The organism is Methylobacterium sp. J-092, from assembly GCF_022829325.1.
Classification (GTDB): Bacteria; Pseudomonadota; Alphaproteobacteria; order Rhizobiales; family Beijerinckiaceae; genus Methylobacterium.
Genome location: NZ_JAKSXU010000115.1, coordinates 16,553 through 32,537, shown reverse-complemented (window position 1 = coordinate 32,537; position 15,985 = coordinate 16,553). Strand labels below are relative to the sequence as shown.

General features: G+C 72.2%; 13 protein-coding genes. 7 read left to right on the top strand and 6 right to left on the bottom strand.

All coding sequences use genetic code 11. From position 1 onward, the window contains the following. Positions 1-119: 119 nt before the first annotated feature. Positions 120-752, top strand: a complete 633-nt coding sequence (locus MKK60_RS13305) for a hypothetical protein (protein WP_243986445.1) — start codon at positions 120-122, stop codon at positions 750-752. A 31-nt stretch (positions 753-783) separates the two neighbouring features. Here MKK60_RS13305 and trhA read toward each other — a convergent pair whose 3' ends face one another. Both trhA and MKK60_RS13295 read right to left on the bottom strand, forming a co-directional pair. After that, a complete protein-coding gene (trhA, locus tag MKK60_RS13300; RefSeq protein WP_243986443.1) occupies positions 784-1,467 on the bottom strand; it encodes a PAQR family membrane homeostasis protein TrhA in 684 nt (227 codons plus the stop codon). A gap of 147 nt (positions 1,468-1,614) precedes the next feature. Further along, complete coding sequence (locus MKK60_RS13295; protein ID WP_243986434.1) at positions 1,615-2,724, bottom strand: COX15/CtaA family protein; 1,110 nt, start codon at positions 2,722-2,724, stop codon at positions 1,615-1,617. 371 nt (positions 2,725-3,095) lie between these two features. On the opposite strand from MKK60_RS13295, the gene MKK60_RS13290 reads away from it, so the two are divergent. After that, positions 3,096-3,302, top strand: a complete 207-nt coding sequence (locus MKK60_RS13290) for a DUF2842 domain-containing protein (protein WP_147729767.1) — start codon at positions 3,096-3,098, stop codon at positions 3,300-3,302. A 74-nt stretch (positions 3,303-3,376) separates the two neighbouring features. Continuing rightward, on the top strand, positions 3,377-3,754 hold the full coding sequence (locus MKK60_RS13285; RefSeq protein ID WP_147858710.1) for a hypothetical protein: 378 nt from the start codon (positions 3,377-3,379) through the stop codon (positions 3,752-3,754). A gap of 15 nt (positions 3,755-3,769) precedes the next feature. On the opposite strand, the gene MKK60_RS13280 is transcribed toward MKK60_RS13285, so the two are convergent. Continuing rightward, the gene (locus MKK60_RS13280; RefSeq protein ID WP_243986432.1) at positions 3,770-4,831 is read right to left on the bottom strand and encodes a polysaccharide deacetylase family protein; all 1,062 of its coding nucleotides are present in this window, start codon (positions 4,829-4,831) and stop codon (positions 3,770-3,772) included. A 349-nt stretch (positions 4,832-5,180) separates the two neighbouring features. On the opposite strand from MKK60_RS13280, the gene MKK60_RS13275 reads away from it, so the two are divergent. Beyond that, complete coding sequence (locus MKK60_RS13275; protein WP_243986422.1) at positions 5,181-6,332, top strand: GNAT family N-acetyltransferase; 1,152 nt, start codon at positions 5,181-5,183, stop codon at positions 6,330-6,332. Between the two features lie 48 nt (positions 6,333-6,380). Here MKK60_RS13275 and MKK60_RS13270 read toward each other — a convergent pair whose 3' ends face one another. Then, positions 6,381-8,729 (bottom strand): GumC family protein, encoded by a 2,349-nt coding sequence (locus MKK60_RS13270; RefSeq protein WP_243986420.1) that lies wholly within the window; start codon positions 8,727-8,729, stop codon positions 6,381-6,383. A gap of 190 nt (positions 8,730-8,919) precedes the next feature. Here MKK60_RS13270 and MKK60_RS13265 point away from each other — a divergent pair, with 190 nt between their 5' ends. The 3 genes from MKK60_RS13265 (at position 8,920) to MKK60_RS13255 (ending at position 12,604) form a co-directional block, all read left to right on the top strand. Continuing rightward, the gene (locus MKK60_RS13265) at positions 8,920-9,543 is read left to right on the top strand and encodes a polysaccharide biosynthesis/export family protein (protein WP_147729466.1); all 624 of its coding nucleotides are present in this window, start codon (positions 8,920-8,922) and stop codon (positions 9,541-9,543) included. A 183-nt stretch (positions 9,544-9,726) separates the two neighbouring features. Next, positions 9,727-10,923, top strand: coding sequence for a glycosyltransferase family 4 protein (locus MKK60_RS13260; protein WP_243986418.1), 1,197 nt, complete (start codon positions 9,727-9,729; stop codon positions 10,921-10,923). Between the two features lie 148 nt (positions 10,924-11,071). Next, entirely contained in the window at positions 11,072-12,604 is a 1,533-nt protein-coding gene (locus MKK60_RS13255; RefSeq protein WP_147728715.1) for an undecaprenyl-phosphate glucose phosphotransferase, read from the top strand. A gap of 89 nt (positions 12,605-12,693) precedes the next feature. Here MKK60_RS13255 and MKK60_RS13250 read toward each other — a convergent pair whose 3' ends face one another. Together MKK60_RS13250 and MKK60_RS13245 are read right to left on the bottom strand one after the other, a co-directional pair. Continuing rightward, positions 12,694-13,050 (bottom strand): hypothetical protein, encoded by a 357-nt coding sequence (locus tag MKK60_RS13250; RefSeq protein WP_147728714.1) that lies wholly within the window; start codon positions 13,048-13,050, stop codon positions 12,694-12,696. A 196-nt stretch (positions 13,051-13,246) separates the two neighbouring features. Further along, positions 13,247-15,799 carry a TonB-dependent receptor domain-containing protein gene (locus MKK60_RS13245; RefSeq protein WP_405042853.1) on the bottom strand — a complete coding sequence of 851 codons (2,553 nt, stop codon included), beginning with the start codon at positions 15,797-15,799 and terminating at the stop codon, positions 13,247-13,249. Between the last annotated feature and the right edge of the window lie 186 nt (positions 15,800-15,985).

Genomic DNA, 15,985 nt, shown 5'->3' with positions numbered 1-15,985 from the left:
CGAATTCGCGTGCAAACTTCGCGGAACTGTCGCGTTTAAGTTGCCGTTAACGGGGTGTCGCATCGCACGCGCCGTGCGGTTCACCTCATTTCTCTGCCCGCGCATCCTTGGAGGGATCGATGACGTCGTCCTTGAACCGTCGCGTCCTCGCCACCGTGCTCGCCGGTGGCCTCGTCGCCGGCGGCGTCGCCCAGGCGCAGGCGGCCGAGCTCGGCTTCTTCGAGGCGCTGTTCGGTGGGGCCCGCCCGGCGGCGCAGGCGCAGGCGCCCGAGCCGAGCCAGCCGGCCTATTCCGGCGGCGCGTACCGTCCGCGTATCCGCCGGGCGATGTCGCCGCGGCTGCGGCCGCGGACCCGCTACGCCGCCCTGCCCGCCGCGGAGCCGCTGAAGGTGCGGATCACCGATCGCCAGAAGCCGATCGACATGACGGGCGGCGCCGCCGCCGCCCTGATGAAGGACGAGACGCTGCGGCCCGGCGACATCGTGGTGCTGAGCAGCGGAGCCCGCGTGTTCACCGGCGATCCCGATGCGGCCCACACGATGCGCGACTTCGCCTCGGTCGAGCGTTCGGCCTACGTCGACCGCGGCACCCGCAAGCAGCTGGCGGCGCTGATGGCGCCCGCCTCGGCGCTGCCGGCCGACCAGGCGCGCAAGTTCGTCGAGCGGCTGAAATCCACGCCGCGCACGCCCGCGACCCTGATGCCGCAACAGGCCTCGATGCGCGTCATCAGCCCGTGGACGGTGGCGCCCTGAGGCGCCGACCGATCCTGTCATTCGCGGAGGATCAGCTGACCGCGGCGCCGGTCAGGCTCGCCCAGACCGTGCCGTAATGGCAGGCGGCGGCCGCGAGCACGAAGGCGTGCCAGATCGCGTTCTGGAACGGAAGCTTGCGCCAGACGTGGAAGATCACCCCGACCGAGTAGAGCAGGCCGCCGATCGCGAGCATCCACAAAGCGGTCGGCTGCAGCGCCGCGATCACCGATTCGTAGGCGAACAGGCCGCACCAGCCGAGGAGCAGGTAGAGGCCGATCGACAGCCGGTCGAAGCGGCCGGGCAGCAGCAGCTTCACCGCGATGCCGATCCCGGCCACGATCCACACGAAGGCGAGGAGCGCCCACGCCGTCGGCCCGGTCCCGACCAGGGCGACGAGCGGCGTGTAGGTGCCGGCGATCATCAGGTAGATCAGCGCGTGGTCGGCGCGGCGCAGCAGCCATTTGCGCGGGCCGACCGGGTAGAGGTTGTAGGTCGCCGAGACCGCCAGCATCGAGACCAGGGCGGTGGCGTAGACCGCCACCGCGACCCGCTCGGACGTGCCGAGATGCTCCGTCAGCGCCATCGACACCAGGGCCACCGCCCCGGCGAGGCCGAGGAGCACCCCGAGGCCGTGGACCACCCCGTCGGCGACGATCTCGCGCGGCGTATAGTGCCAGGTGAGACCAACCGGTCGTCCGTCTTCGGCCAGGAACATCACAGCCTCCTGCAACGCATCGAGGCTAAGCCGTTTCGATGACACTCGTTCCACCGGCAGACCACGCAGCGCCGAGCCGTCCCGACTTTTCCACCGATCAGGCTCAACATTCATCCTGAATCGGGGAAGCGGGCCTCCGAGCCACCGTTAGGCGCCGCGTCCGGCGAGCGCCTCGAAGCCGAACGGGGCGATCGCCGGGCCGGTCGTGCGCGTCGCGCGCACGAGGCCGCGGCTCAGGCGCGCATGGACGGTCGCCATCACCAGGACGGCCATCGCCAGCACCTGGTGCGCCAGGGCCGCCCAGAGCGGCACGGCCATCAGCAACGTCGCGATGCCGAGCCCGGCCTGGGCCAAGGCGAGCCCGGCGACGCCGGTGGCGCGCCGCGCGACCGCGCTGCCCGGGGCGGCGACCCGCGCGTCGACCGCGTGCGCGAGGGCGACGGCGAGGAGCAGGTAGGCGGTCAGCCGGTGGTTGAGCTGGACCAGGGTGACGTTGTCGACGAAGTTCTCGATCCAGGGCCTGACCGAGAACAGCGTCTCGGCCGGCGGGATCAGGGCGCCGTCCATGGTCGGCCAGGTGTTGTGGACGAGACCGGCATGGGAGCCGGCGACCAGGCCGCCGAGGAAGATCTGCGCCAGCACCAGCGCCGGCAGGGCGAGCGCGACCGCGCGCAGGCGGGGTCGGGCCGGGGCGACGCTTTCGCTGCGCTCGCCGGCGGCGAGCCAGACGAGGCCCGCCAGGATCAGGCTGGCCATGGTGAGGTGCAGGGCGAGCTTGATCGGCGCCACGGCGGTCATGCCGGGTTGCAGCCCCGAGGCCACCATGATCCAGCCGATCGCGCCCTGCGCGCCCCCGAGGATGCCGAGCGTCAGCAGGCCGAGGCCGAGGCGCCGGCTCAGCATGCCGCGCCACCAGAACGCGATCAGCGGCAGGAAGAACACCAGGCCGACGATCCGACCGAGCAGGCGGTGCCCCCATTCCCAGAAATACAGCACCTTGAAGTCGGACAGGCCCAGGCCCTGGTTGAGGATGCGGTATTGCGGCGTGTCGCGGTACTTCTCGAACTCGGTCGCCCAGTCGGCGGCCGAGAGCGGCGGCACCACGCCGGTCACGGGGCGCCACTCGGTGATCGACAGGCCGGACCCGGTCAGGCGCGTCGCGCCGCCGACCGCCACCATCGCGACGACGAGGGCGGCGAGCAGGTAGAGCCACGTGCGGACGGCGCCTTCGCGGCGCGGGGATTCGGCAGGCCTCATCGGGGCGTCGTCGCTCGGATCGGTGACAGGGCGCCACCGGGTTAGGCAAAGCCGGCGCCCGCGGCAACGTCCGGCGTTGCCGCACGCGCGCGGACCGCGGCGGGACGGCGTCGACAGGGCGATCGCGTGAAGCCGCCCGGGGCGGCTTCACGGCGCGAAGGGCGCCGCGCGGAGCGGGGTCTTCAGGACGAATGTCCTGGAGACCGTCGAGCGAAGCGAAAGCCCAAGCCCGCGGAGGCGGGCGCCGGCGATTGAGGCCAGCTGAAAACAAGGGCGATCGCTTTCAGCAATCGCCCTGACGGCGCCGATCCGACGCGTTGCCATCGCCGGCCGCCGGCGCTACCCCCCGGGGCGAGCATCAAGGGAATCGCATGCGCCGCCGCACCCGCACCCTGATCGGGACGATCGGGATCCTGGCCTTCGTCATCGTCTACGCGCCGCTGGCGATGGCGCTGGCCGACAGCCGCATCGCCGAGGCGCCGGCCCTGCTCCAGACCGTGCTCTACAGCATCCTCGGCATCGCCTGGATCTTCCCGCTGATGCCGCTGATCAAGTGGATGGAACGACCGGACCGCTGACGGCGCCCGCGTTTTCGCCGCACTCGGGGGCGAGAAGCGGCCGAACCGCGCCGCTTCGCTCGCAGATGTCCTTCATGCCCCTCCCGAAACCGTCCCCTGCCCTCGCCGGGTTGCTCCTCCTGTGGCTCGGCGGCACCGCCCTGGCCCAGGGGACACCGCGTTCGGTCGGCGAGTGCGAGCGCCTGAAGAACGACCTCGCCTACAACCAGTGCCTGGCGATGTTCGGGCCGGCGGCCAAGAACGTCGCCGGCGGCTACGCGGCGGGCGAGACCCCGCCCGCGCCCGCCCTGCCCGCGACGGCGGCGGTCGCGACCCAGGCCGACGAGCCGGCCGAGGAGGCCCGCGGCAGCCGGCGCGGGCGCTACCGCGTCCGCCGCGGCCGCCAGAGCGCGGTGTTCACCGCGGGCAGCAGCGAGGGCCGGTCCTACCGGCACCGCCGCCGGCGGCGGTGACCGCGTCCGCCGGGCTCACGCCACGTTGAGGCGTCGGCCGCGGTTCCAGGCGAGGAAGGGCACGCCCGAGAGCAGGCCGGCCAGCGCCGCCCGCGACTGGTGGCAGCCGTTGACCGAGACCCGCGGCAGGGCGTGCAGGTGGCCGGCATGGTCGGGGAAGAGGTGGCCCGGCCGCGTCGTCACCGCGGTCTCGAAGCCGAGGTCGCGGGCGAGCGCGAATTCCCGCGCGCCGGCCGACGTCGGATCACCGACCGGATAGGACAGGTGCCGCACCGGCCGCGTCAGCTCCGCCGCCAGCCGGTCGCGACCCTCGCCGATCTCGCGGAGCGCCGCCTCGGCCGCGTGCTTGGCCAGCATCGGATGGCTGCGCGTGTGCGCGCCGAAGGTCACCGCCGGGTCCCGGCCCAGCGCCCTGAGGTCGTCCCACGGCAGGCAGAGCTCGGCGGCGACCGCGCCGGGGGCGATGCCCGCCTCCCGGCACAAAGCCGCGATCCCGTCGAGCAGCCGCGCTTCCGAGCCGCTGCGCAGGTCGCGGTAGACCGCCTCGAAGGCGAGCGCCTTCTCCTGCGGGCTGCGCGCCGGCAGGTCGACCGTCCGCGTGCCGATCGCGACGCGGACCCGCTCCAGCCGGCCGATCGCCCGCTCCAGCTCGATCCACCACAGCCGCCCGGTCTGGTCGGCGAAGTCGCTGGTGACGAACAGCGTCCACGGCACGCCGTGGCGGCGCAGCACCGGCAGGGCGTGCTCGACGTTGTCGCGGTAGCCGTCGTCGAAGGTCAGCACCGCGAAGGGCGGCCGGTAGCGCGCGGCGGCGAGGCGCTCGGGCACCTCGTCGAGGCCGACGACCTCGAAGCCGCGGGCGTCGAGCTCGCGCAGCGTCGCGTCGAGGAAGTCCGGCGTGATCGAGAGCAGGCGGTTCGGCGCGTAGGGACCCGGCGCCTCCGGGCTGACATGGTGGAAGGTGAGGATCACCCCGAGGCCGCAGGCGGCCGGCGCGAGCCAGCGGTCGGCCCCCGTCGCCGAGACGGCCCGGAACCCGGCCTCGAACAGCCGGTGGCGGTTTCGGGACGACAGCATGGCACCGCCTCGATGGGGCAAGATCGATGAAGCAGAAGCGGGACGTCGCAGGCGATGCCGCGCGCCGCGTCGCCCGTTCCTTGTCCCGCCTCGATGTAAACAAAGGCTGAGGTTTCGCCGGCGATCCCGGGACCCGAGGCGCGTCGCAACCATGCGTTAGCCACGTCGTCGCTTGGGCGGCGCCGATGCTTCGATCGCACCGCGCCGTACACCCCGGCTTAGGAGCGTGCGCACGAGAACTGGCGCCCGAGACCGATGGTTTGCCGCCTCCGCGAGAGGCCGGCGCGAGGGATGGGCGATGACGGTTCTGGCACGCGGTCCGATGAACCGGGATCTCGCAGGAGCGATCATGGCCCGCGCGGGCGCCCGATCCGGCCTCACCGCCGAGGTCTTCACCGATCTCGATGCCGTCGAGGCGCTGTGGCGCGGGCTCGAGGCCGACCCCGCCTGCCTCGCCACGCCCTACCAGCGCTTCGCCTGGGTCCGCGCCTATGCCGGCGCAGCCGTCGCCCCCGGCGCGCTGCGGATCGTCGTCCTGCGCGATGCCGCCGGCCGGCCGCGCATCCTGCTGCCGCTGGCGGTCGAGCGCCACCGCGGGATCGCGATCGCCCGGACGCTCGGCGGCGACCACGCCAACTACCACCTGCCGCTCTTCGCCGCCCGCGACGCCGCCGCGGTGCCGGCCGAGGACGTGATCGCGGCGCTCGGCCTGGTCGGGCGCGCCGCCGGCATCGACGTCTACGCGCTCGGGCACCAGCCCCGCACCTGGGACGGGGCGGTCAACCCGCTGGCGATCCGCGGCGAGGCGGCGCCGAGCGACGGCTACGGAATGATGCTCGGGCCCGATCCCGAATCGACGCTCAAGCGCGCCTTCAGCGCCGACGCGCGCAAGAAGCTGCGCTCCAAGGAGAAGCGCCTCGTCGAGGCGCACGGCGCCCTCGCCTACCGCAAGGCCGCCGACGGCGCCGAGGCCGCGCGGTTCCTGTCGGCCTTCTACGCTCAGAAGGCGGCACGCTTCGCCGCGATGGGCATCGCCGACCCTTATGCCGACCCCGCGATCCGCGCCTTCCTCACGGCGGCCACCGCGGGCGAGAACCCGGCGGTCGAGATCCACGCACTGGTGCTGGAGGCGACCGGCCGCGTGCTCGCGACCTTCGGCGGGGCGGTCGACGGGGCGCGCTACAGCGGCATGATGACGGCGTTCGACGCCGACCCCGAGATCGCCCGCTTCAGCCCCGGCGACCTGCTGCTCCACCACCTCGTGCGCGACCAGGCCGCGCAGGGGCGCCGCGCCTTCGACCTCGGCGTCGGCGAGGCCCGCTACAAGGCGAGCGTCTGCGACGAGACCATCCCGCTGGTGGAGGCGACGCTGCCGGTGACGCTGCGCGGCCACGCCTACGGGTTCGTGGCGACGCGTCTCACCCGGCTCAAGCGCCGGATCAAGCGCGACCCGCGCCTGTTCGCCCTCGTCCGGCGCCTGCGGCGGATGAAGGGCGGTTGAAGCGGCTCGAGGCCTCGCCGTCTCCGCACGGAGACGGCGGGGCTCCGGTCACGCCGCCGACAGGCGCAGCGCCATCGGCTCGGTGCGGACGGCGCGGGCCTGAGCCGGCCGGTCCTGGGCGACGAGGACCTGGCCCGCGCCGGAATCCTCGGCGCTGGCGAACAGGTCGCCGAGATCGGGATCGTCGAGGGCCGCGTTCGAGGCGATGATCACGCTGTCCATCAGGCCGCCGAGGGCGGGGAGCAGGGCGTGCGCGCCCGGCTCCGCCCGCAGGCGGCAGACCACCCAGTCGTAGGCCTCGGCCATCGCCTCGACGGTGATCGCCACCGCGTCTGGCTCCTCGAGCAGCACCTCGGTCTCCAGCGAGCCGGCGGCGATCCGGTGCAGCCCGGAGCCGCGTTCGGCCTGGATCACGTCGAGGAAGGCGGCCTCCCCGGCGACGAGATCCGTCAGGCCCGGCGCGTCGGCGTCGGAGGCCGGTCCGTTCAGGTCGACCGAGAGCGCGGAGGCCCGGCCCGAGAGCGCCGCCTCGATCGCCTCGACGAGGCTCGGGCCTGCTGCAGGCCGGCCGGGGCCCGCGGTCTCGACGACGAGGAGGGTGCGCCCGCTGCCGGCACGCGGACCGGCTTCGAGGCGGGCGATCAGCGGCGCGAGATCGAACGCCGCGGCGCGGGGCGGCGCCGGCTCGGGCGTCGCGGCGACGGGCAGGACGGGTTCGGGCGCGGCTTCGGCCTCCTCGGCCGGCGCTTCGGCCGACGCGGAATGGGCCGACGCGCGCCCGGCCGATGCCGGCTCGGGAAAGGCAGGGTCGGCAAAGCGCGGCGCCGCGGCGCGCGGCGCGATCTCGGCCGCGGCCCAGTGGGCGGGGGGGACGGCCTCGGGGAAGGCGAAGCGCTCGGGCCGCTCGGCCGTGGCGTGCGCATCGGCCGCCACCGCCTCGCGCTCGCGCCGCCCGCCGCCGGTCGGATCGGACAGGAGGTGGCGGGCGATGACCGCGCCGGCGGCGAGCATCAGCGTCAGCAGGGTGGCGAAGGCGACGATCGGCAGCTTCTTGGGGAAGGACGGGATCTCCGGCGTCACCGCCCGCGAGATGATGCGCGCGTCGGCCGGCGTCGCGCTCTCGCCGTCGCGGGCGGCGGCCTCGCGGTAGCGCGACAGGTAGGATTCGAGCTGCTCGCGCTGGACCTTGGCCTCGCGCTCGAGGGCGCGCAGCTGGATCTCGCTGGTGTTGCCCTTGACCACCACGTCGCGCTGGCCGTCGACCGCCGCCTGCAGGCTCTCGACGCGGGAGGCCGCGATCTTGGCGTCGTTCTCCAGGGTGCGCCCGACGCGCTCGGCCGAGGCCTTGATCTGGGCGTCGAGATCCTGGAGCTGCGCGGTCAGCTCCTTGATGCGCGGATGCGCCGGCAGCAGCGTGCGCGATTCCAGGGCGAGCTGCCCGCGGATCGTGATGCGGTTCTCGACGGTGCGCCGGATCACCTCGTTGTTGGCGACGTCCGGGATCTCGAAGGCGCGCCCGTCCTTGATCATCTCCTTGACGGCCTTCGCCCGGCCGGCGAGATCCGCCTTCAGGATGCGGGCCTGCGACAGCTGGCTCGAGAGCTCGCCGAGCTGCTGGGCGTTGAGCGGCTGGCCGGTGGCGCCGGTGGAGCCGACGAGGCCGTTGCCTGCGCGGTAGGCCTCGACCCGCGCCTCGGCCTCGGCGACGCGCTTGCGCAGGCTGTCGATGTTGCCGCCGAGCCAGGTCGAGGCGTAGCGCGCGGTGTCGACCTTGGCCGCCTCCAGGGCCGCGATGTAGAGCTCGGCGACGGTGTTGGCGCCCTTGGCCGCCAGCTCCGCGTCCTTCGCGCGGAACTCGACCGAGAGGATGCGCGACTTGCCCGCCGGGAAGACCAGCAGCCGCTCGAAATAGGCTTCCAGCACCCGGTCCTCGGCCGGACGGTCGAGGGGGTTCTTGGCGAGCCCGAGCATCATCAGGGTGCGCTGGACCGGGCCGATGGTGCCGGCGCTCGGATCGAATTCCGGGTTGCCGACGAGGTTCAGCCGGCGGATCGCCTCGCGGGCGAGGTCGCGCGACATCATCACCTGGACCTGGCTCGCCACCGCCTGCTCGTCGATCGGCGGGACCTGCTCGGCGCGCTCGGTGGCGGTGCGGGCGAAGGCGGCCTCGCGGCTCTCCAGCAGCAGCTTGGCCTCGCCGGTGTAGCGCGGCGAGACCACCTGGACGAACACCGTCGACAGCCCCGCGACGACCAGCGTCGGCACCGCGATCCAGTGCCAGGACCGGCGCAGCAGCGCGGGAACCTGGGCCAGGCTGATGCCGTCGGCCGGGGCCGGCCTTTCGGCGAAGGCCGGCCTCTCGCTGAAGGCGGCCGCGCGCGGGGCGATTCGGGACATGGCACGATCTCTTGGCGATGCCGGGCCGCGACTGTGCCCGCGCATCAACACGTGAGATCAATAGAACCTGTTAAGGTTGCCTGAGAGTTAAGGCCGGCCCGATGCGGACTGCTCCGACGCGGGGCGACAGCATTTCTTAACCTTAACGGATTACGCCACGACCGATCAGGCAATCACGACGGCTGTGGTGATGAACCGACGCGTACTCCTCCTCGTCCTCGCCGCCAGCCTCGGGCTCGGCGGCTGCCTGCGGCCGGACTACCGGACCGCCCAGCTCGACGCCACCGGCACCGGCTCGATCGGCGCGCGCTACCCGCTCGCGGCCGGCGACAAGCTCCGCGTCATCGTGTTCGGGCAGGACAACCTGTCCAACATCTACGCGGTCGACGGCGGCGGCCGCATCGCGATGCCGCTGATCGGCGTCGTCCAGATCGGCGGGCAGACCACGGGGCAGGCCGCGCGCACCATCGAGGCCAAGCTCGCCGCCGGCTTCGTGCGCGAGCCGCACGTCACCGTCGAGGTCGACGCCTACCGCCCGTTCTACATCCTGGGCGAGGTCACCACCTCGGGGCAGTATCCCTTCGTCAACGGCATGACCGTCGAGACCGCGGTGGCGATCGCCGCCGGGTTCGGCCCGCGGGCGGCGCGCGACTACGCCGTGCTCACCCGCGAGGGCAAGGGCGGCGCCGCCTCCGGCCCCGGCCTCGAGCCGACCAACGAGGCCGGCCGCGAGGGACTGGTCTCGGGCATCGTGCCGATGACCTATCCCGTGCGCCCCGGCGACACGATCGTCATCAAGGAGCGGTTCTTCTGAGGCGCCCGCTCGTGCGAAGGGGATGGAAGCCGGCGCGTTAGGCGACCGTTGACCCTCGCATCGGGAAAAGGCGGCGCTGCGGCCCGGCCGATTCGGGCCGGCACCCGCGCTTAACCGGCTGGACAGGGCCGGCATGGCACGCAGGCGAGGCCGGCCGAACGCGCCGGCCTGGAGACGTCCGCCGTGACCCCGTCCGTCAGCCCTTCGGATGCCGAGCCCCGCCGCATCCTGCACGTGTTCCGCGCGCCCGTCGGCGGCCTGTTCCGCCACGTGGTCGACCTCGCACGGCTCCAGGCCGCGGCCGGCCACCGCGTCGGGATCGTGTGCGACGCGACCACCGGCGGCGAGCGCGCCGTCCGGGCGCTGGCCGATCTCGCGCCCTGCCTCGCCCTCGGCGTCACCCGGATCCCGATGCGGCGCAACCCGCACCCGTCCGACCTCGCCTGCCTGCGCGCGGTGGCGGCCCGCGCCGACGCCGCAGCCGCCGACGTGCTGCACGGGCACGGCGCCAAGGGCGGCGTCTACGCCCGCCTCGCCCACGTTCCCCGCGGTCGGCCCGTGATCCGCGCCTACACCCCGCATGGCGGCAGCTACAATTACCGGCCCGGCAGCCTGCTGCACCGGGTCTACATGGGCGCCGAGGGTCTCCTCGCCCGCCGGACCGACGTGTTCCTGTTCGAGAGCGAGTACGTCGCCGGGCGCCACCGCGCCTATGTCGGCACCCACGGCCGCGTCAGCCGCATCGTCCACAACGGCCTGAGCGAGGCCGAGTTCGCGCCCGTGACGCCGGCGGCCGACCCGTTCGACCTGCTCTACGTGGGCGAGCTGCGCGACGCCAAGGGGCTGCCGATCCTGCTTCAGGCCCTGGCGCTTCTGCGCGCCGAGGGCCGCCGGGTCCGGCTGTTGATGGTCGGCTCGGGCCCGGATGCCGGGCAGCTCCAGGCCAAGGCCGAAGCCCTCGGCCTCGCCGGCGCCATCGCCTTCGAGCCGGCCCAGGCGATCCGCTCCGTCCTCGCCCGCGGACGGATCATGGTGGTGCCGTCCTTTGCCGAGTCCCTCCCCTACGTGGTGCTCGAGGCCGCCGCGGCCGCCCAGCCGCTGGTCGCCACCGATGTCGGCGGCATCCCCGAGATCTTCGGCTCGGCCGCGGGCGATCTCGTCCCGGCCCGCGATCCGGTCGCGCTGCAGCGGGCGATCGCCCGCGTCCTCGACGAGGCGCCCGAGAGCCGCGTCGCCCGGTTCCGGACCTTGAGCGACTCGGTGCGCCAGCGCTTCTCGATGGAGCGGATGGGCGCCGACGTGCTCTCGGGCTACGCCGCCGCCTTCCGGGCCCGCCGCCCCGCGGCATCCGCCGAGCCGGCCCGCGTCGGGGCCGCCTGAGCCCCGGACCCTCGCACGAACGTGATTCCCGTCCGTCGCGGGCGCGCAGAAGGACGGCGGCGGCGCCTGCAGCTTTAAGTAATCCGATAGGTCGGTTTGAGACACTTCCCGGCAGGAACTAGCCCGCTGGACTGCTGGGAAGCGACCGATGAGTGCCTTCGACGTCCGTGATCTTCTGAAGGTCGCCGGACACGGCGAGACCGCGGCGGCCCGCTTCGCCGAGCCCGCGCCGCAGGCGGCGCCGCTGGCCGAGACGGTCTCCGTCCTCCCGGCCCAGGCGATCTCGCCGGTGGTGATCGCAGGGCTGGTGCGGGCGGCGGAGTTCGTCCTGATCGGCTGCCTCGGCGCGGGTCTGCACCTGACGCTGCTGCGCGGCGTGGTTCCGTTCGGGCTGACCTATGCCGGGGCGGTCGTCGCGGTGGCCGCCCTGGCGATCGCCGCCTTCCAGGCCGCCGGCACCTACCGGATCGGCGCGTTCCGCACCTTCTTCAAGACCGCGATCAAGATCTCGGCCGGCTGGATGCTCGCCTTCCTCCTGGTGGCGACCGGCCTCGTGCTGGCCAAGGTCGCCGACCATTACTCCCGCCTGTGGCTGGCCGCCTACTTCGCCGGCGGCCTCGGCCTGCTGCTGACCGGCCGGTTCGTCCTGTCGCGCGTGATCGTGGCGCAGACCCGGAATGGCCGTTTCGACCGGCGCACCGCGATCGTCGGCGGCGGCAAGGCCGCCGAGGAGCTCATCGCCGCCCTCGAGACGCAGAGCGAGGGCGGCATCCGCATCGTCGGCGTGTTCGACGACCGCAACGACGACCGCTCCACCGACGTGGTCGCGGGATACCCAAAGCTCGGCACCGTCAGCGACCTCGTCGCCTACGCCCGCGCCACGCGCCTCGACCTGATCGTGTTCACGATCCCGATCTCGGCCGAGGGGCGCATCCTGCAGATGCTCTCGAAGCTCTGGGTCCTGCCGATCGACATCCGCCTCTCGGCGCACGCGACGAAGCTGCGCCTGCGCCCGCGCAGCTACTCCTATCTCGGCTCGGTGCCGGTGCTCGACGTGTTCGACCGCCCGATCGCCGACTGGGACGTGGTGATGAAGACGGTGTTCGACCGCGCGGTCGGCCTGCTGATGCTGGCCGCGCTCGCCCCGGTGATGATCGGCGTCGCGCTCGCGGTGAAGCTGACCTCGCGCGGCCCGGTGTTCTTCCGGCAGAAGCGCCACGGCTTCAACAACGAGCTGATCGACGTGTTCAAGTTCCGCTCGATGTACGTCGACGCCTGCGACGCCACCGCGGCGAGGATGGTGACCAAGGGCGATGCGCGCGTGACCCCGGTCGGCCGGTTCATCCGCAAGACCTCGCTCGACGAGCTGCCGCAGCTCTTCAACGTGATCAAGGGCGACCTCTCCCTCGTCGGCCCCCGTCCGCACGCGCTGCAGGCGAAGGCCGCCAACACGCTCTACGACCAGGTCGTCGACGGCTACTTCGCCCGCCACAAGGTCAAGCCCGGCATCACCGGCTGGGCCCAGGTCAACGGCTGGCGCGGCGAGACCGACACCAGCGAGAAGCTCCAGCGCCGGGTCGAGCACGACCTGTACTACATCGAGAACTGGTCGGTGCTGTTCGATCTCCAGATCCTGCTGACCACGCCGTTCGCCCTCTTCAGGACCGAGAACGCGTACTGACCGGGCCGGGGCAGGCGGGACCCGGAAAACGAAGACAGGGCGGCTCGCGAGAGCCGCCCTGACCGTTCGTTGCGGACGCGGCGAAGCGGCTACGGCAGCGCGCCGGCCTTCTCCTTGGCCTTCATGATGGTGTCGCGGCAGGCATCGGCCTTGCCAGCCTTGTCCTCGCCGCGCGCCTTCTCGACGAGGTCGCGAGCCTCCTTAACGCCGCCGGCGGTGGAGGTCGTCGACGGGTCGCTGGGCTTGCCCCCGGGCGGCGCGGACAGCGCCTTGTCGGAATTCGACGAGGTCGTGCCGCCCACCGGCTCCTTGCCGGTCACCTTTTCCGCGCCGGCGCTGTCGAGGCGCCGCTCCAGCGTCGCGATCTCCTCGGAGCAGGAGCTCGCGAAGGCGGGCGCCGCGGAGACGAGGAGGAGGGCGGCCGAGACCGCGTGGACCAATCGCATGAGAACTCCCTGAAGCTTTTCGCGCGGGCGAGTGGCCCGCGTCGTTTCGGTTGCAGGGGGCAAGCGACGAAGCGCGACCGTGTTCCGGTGGCGTGAGGCCGCAGGCCCGCACGCGCCCCGCCGAACGCGAAGGGGGCGCGGACCTCCCGGTCCACGCCCCCTCCTCCCGGGCCCGCGGGGCAATCGATCCGCGCGGTCAGTACTTGCGGATGATCGGCTCCGCCATCGGGACCGGATCGGGGCCGAAGGCGTAGCGGATGCCGCCGTAGATCGAGAGCGGCTGCGCCAGCGTCGTCGTGCGCGGATCGTTGATGGTGAGGTTGCCGGCGACGGGCCCACGCTCGGCGAAGGTGCCGAAGTTGGCGTAGCGGTTGTTGGTCAGGTTGGTGATCAGGCCGAAAACCTGAAGGTTCGGCGTGACTTGGTAGGTGGTGTTGAGGCCGAGCACGAGGTAGGCCGGCAGCTTCGGGTTCAGGTTCGACTCGTCGCCGCGATAATAGGCGGAGGAGAAGGCCTGGAGGTTCATGCCGAAGCGCCAGCCCGGTAGGACGAGGTAGTCGAAGCCGACCTTGAACTGGTGGTTGGGGATCAGCGGCACCTGGTTGCCGCGGGTCACGGCGATGGCGCCGTCGTCGGCCAGGGGGTTGTTGGGCGAGGACAGGGTTCCGTTGAACTGGAAGGTGGCGTCGATCAGGGCGTAGTTGGCGTAGACCGAGAGGTCGCCGCGGGTGTAGTCGGCCGCGACCTCGATGCCCTGCCGCTGGGTCGCCGGCACGTTGACGAAGTAGCCGCGCGCCGCGTTGCCGGGGGTCGCGAGCTGGATGATGTCGTTGGCGAGATCGGTGCGGAAGGCGCCGACCTTGTAGGTCACGAGGCCGCCCTCGTAGACGTTCGGGATCTGGCCGCGGATGCCGACCTCGTAGGTCTGTGCGGTGACCTGCTTGAGCGGCGGGTCGGCGACGAGCGAGTTCGGCAGCAGGCAGGGCCGGTCCGGGTTGGAGCAGGCGGTCTCGAGCGGCGTCGGCGCGCGGTTCGATTCCGAGTAGCCGCCGTAGAGCGACAGGCCCGGGGTGAAGCGGTAGGTCAGGCCCGCCACCGGGTTGATCTTGTTGTAGTAGTAGGTCCCGTTCACGTCCGGCGAGAAGCCGGTCTGGTCGGTCGTCGTGAGGCGGGCGAAGTTCAGGCGCGCCCCGGCGGTGAGCGACAGCGCGTCGGTCACGTCGAACGTGTCCGTCGCATAGAGGCCCATGTAGAGGTTCGAGCCGATGACGTTCGAGGGCGCGATGCCGAGCGCGGCCGCGGTCCGCAGCTGCGTCGTGCCGAGGCCGGGGATGGTGCCGTAGTACGGGTTGTTCGGATCGGTGGTCACCCGCAGATCCGGGTTGATGACGCCCAGCGTGCTCGACGACTTGAAGCTGAAGTCGGCGACGTCGATGCTGCCGCCGACGACGAAGCTGTTGCCGAAGCCGAAGATCTTGTCGCGGTTGGCCGCCTGGAGCGAGCCGCCGTAGCTCGTCGCCTCGGTCTTGGTCACGTCCAGCGTGCCGTAGGGCACGTTCGGGGTGAAGGGGATGCGCCGGTTGTTGGCGCCGAGGATGGTGAACTGGTTGCGGAAGGCGAGATTGGACTGTCCCGGCGCCTGGGCGAAGCCGTCATCCTCGAAGCAGAGGAAGCCGCGGTTGCTCGACTGGCGGCTGCAGTTCTCGAAGTTGCCGTCGTTGCCGTCGACGTAGGTGTTGCTGAAGCGGCGGAAATAGGCGTTTCCGGCGAGATCCCAGGTCGGCGAGATGTCGACGCGGCCGGTCACCTGCATGGTGCCCATCTCGGTCGTGGTGGTCTGCGGGAAGGTGAAGATCGCCCGCGGGTCGACATGGGTGAAGTCCACCGGGGTCGCGGCGGCCGCGCCGAAGAAGGTCCGCGCGAAGTTGCCGATCAGGTGGAACTCGGAATCGAGGGTGCGGTAGCCGAGGTCGGTGTAGAGGCGCCCGATCGTCGACGGGCTCTCGTAGCGCCATCCGCGGTCGTTGAGGCCGTCGCCGTTGAAGTAGAAGCTCCACGGCCCGATCACCTTGCCGTACTCGAGCGAGCCGGCGATGCGGCCGTCCGAGCCGCCGAGCGCGGTGACCTCCGTGCCCTGCCAGGTGAAGCCGTTCTTCATCTGGATGTTGACCGCGCCGCCGATGGCGTTGAGGCCGAACACCGGGTTGCCGGTGACGATGTCGATGCGCTGGATCGCCGTCGGCGGGATCAGGTCGAACTGGACGGTGTCGCCGAAGGCCTCGTTGATGCGCACGCCGTTCTGGTAGACGGCCAGGCCCTGCGGCACGCCCTGCACCGGCGAGGCGGTGAAGCCGCGGTAGTTCACGTCGGTGCGGTTGGAGTTGCCCTGCGAATCCGACAGGTTGAGGCCGGGCGTGCGCCGCGCCAGCGTGGCCACCGCGTTGAAGGTGCCGCGATCGATGTCGAGGTCGGCCGCCGTGACGGTCTCGACCGTGCTCGGGATCTTGTAGAGCGGCTGCTCGCCGCCGCGCAGGCGCGGCAGGCCGGCGGAGGAGAGCGGCGCCGCGCTCGGCGACACGACCGGGGTCGCGCCGAGCGGCGGGGCGGCCAGCGTGCTGCCCGAGCCCGACCCGCCGACCGGGGTCGTCGCCACGACGCTGATCTCCGACAGCGTCACCGAACTCTGTGCGTAGGCTGCACCCGGCAGCAATGCCACCGAGGCGATCAGGCTTCCGCGAAGCGCCCGCATTGTCATTCCCCAACCCCGAACCGTCGAACAGCGTGCCCCCTCTGCGGCGGGCTTGCCCAGCACTCATGCAAGGCGCGTCGAGATCGGACAATCGCGGGACGACCGTGATCCGGCGGAAAACGCCGCTCACGGGGCCGTTACGCGCGGAAACGGATGACCCGTGGTCCGCGTGCAACAGATTTTCTA

What these genes read in the sequence shown, in the direction of transcription:
- MKK60_RS13305 (WP_243986445.1), top strand. Translation starts at nt 120, where the DNA reads ATGACGTCGTCCTTGAACCGTCGCGTCCTCGCCACCGTGCTCGCCGGT.
- trhA (WP_243986443.1), bottom strand. Translation starts at nt 1,467, where the DNA reads ATGTTCCTGGCCGAAGACGGACGACCGGTTGGTCTCACCTGGCACTAT.
- MKK60_RS13295 (WP_243986434.1), bottom strand. Translation starts at nt 2,724, where the DNA reads ATGAGGCCTGCCGAATCCCCGCGCCGCGAAGGCGCCGTCCGCACGTGG.
- MKK60_RS13290 (WP_147729767.1), top strand. Translation starts at nt 3,096, where the DNA reads ATGCGCCGCCGCACCCGCACCCTGATCGGGACGATCGGGATCCTGGCC.
- MKK60_RS13285 (WP_147858710.1), top strand. Translation starts at nt 3,377, where the DNA reads ATGCCCCTCCCGAAACCGTCCCCTGCCCTCGCCGGGTTGCTCCTCCTG.
- MKK60_RS13280 (WP_243986432.1), bottom strand. Translation starts at nt 4,831, where the DNA reads ATGCTGTCGTCCCGAAACCGCCACCGGCTGTTCGAGGCCGGGTTCCGG.
- MKK60_RS13275 (WP_243986422.1), top strand. Translation starts at nt 5,181, where the DNA reads ATGGCCCGCGCGGGCGCCCGATCCGGCCTCACCGCCGAGGTCTTCACC.
- MKK60_RS13270 (WP_243986420.1), bottom strand. Translation starts at nt 8,729, where the DNA reads ATGTCCCGAATCGCCCCGCGCGCGGCCGCCTTCAGCGAGAGGCCGGCC.
- MKK60_RS13265 (WP_147729466.1), top strand. Translation starts at nt 8,920, where the DNA reads ATGAACCGACGCGTACTCCTCCTCGTCCTCGCCGCCAGCCTCGGGCTC.
- MKK60_RS13255 (WP_147728715.1), top strand. Translation starts at nt 11,072, where the DNA reads ATGAGTGCCTTCGACGTCCGTGATCTTCTGAAGGTCGCCGGACACGGC.
- MKK60_RS13250 (WP_147728714.1), bottom strand. Translation starts at nt 13,050, where the DNA reads ATGCGATTGGTCCACGCGGTCTCGGCCGCCCTCCTCCTCGTCTCCGCG.
- MKK60_RS13245 (WP_405042853.1), bottom strand. Translation starts at nt 15,799, where the DNA reads ATGCGGGCGCTTCGCGGAAGCCTGATCGCCTCGGTGGCATTGCTGCCG.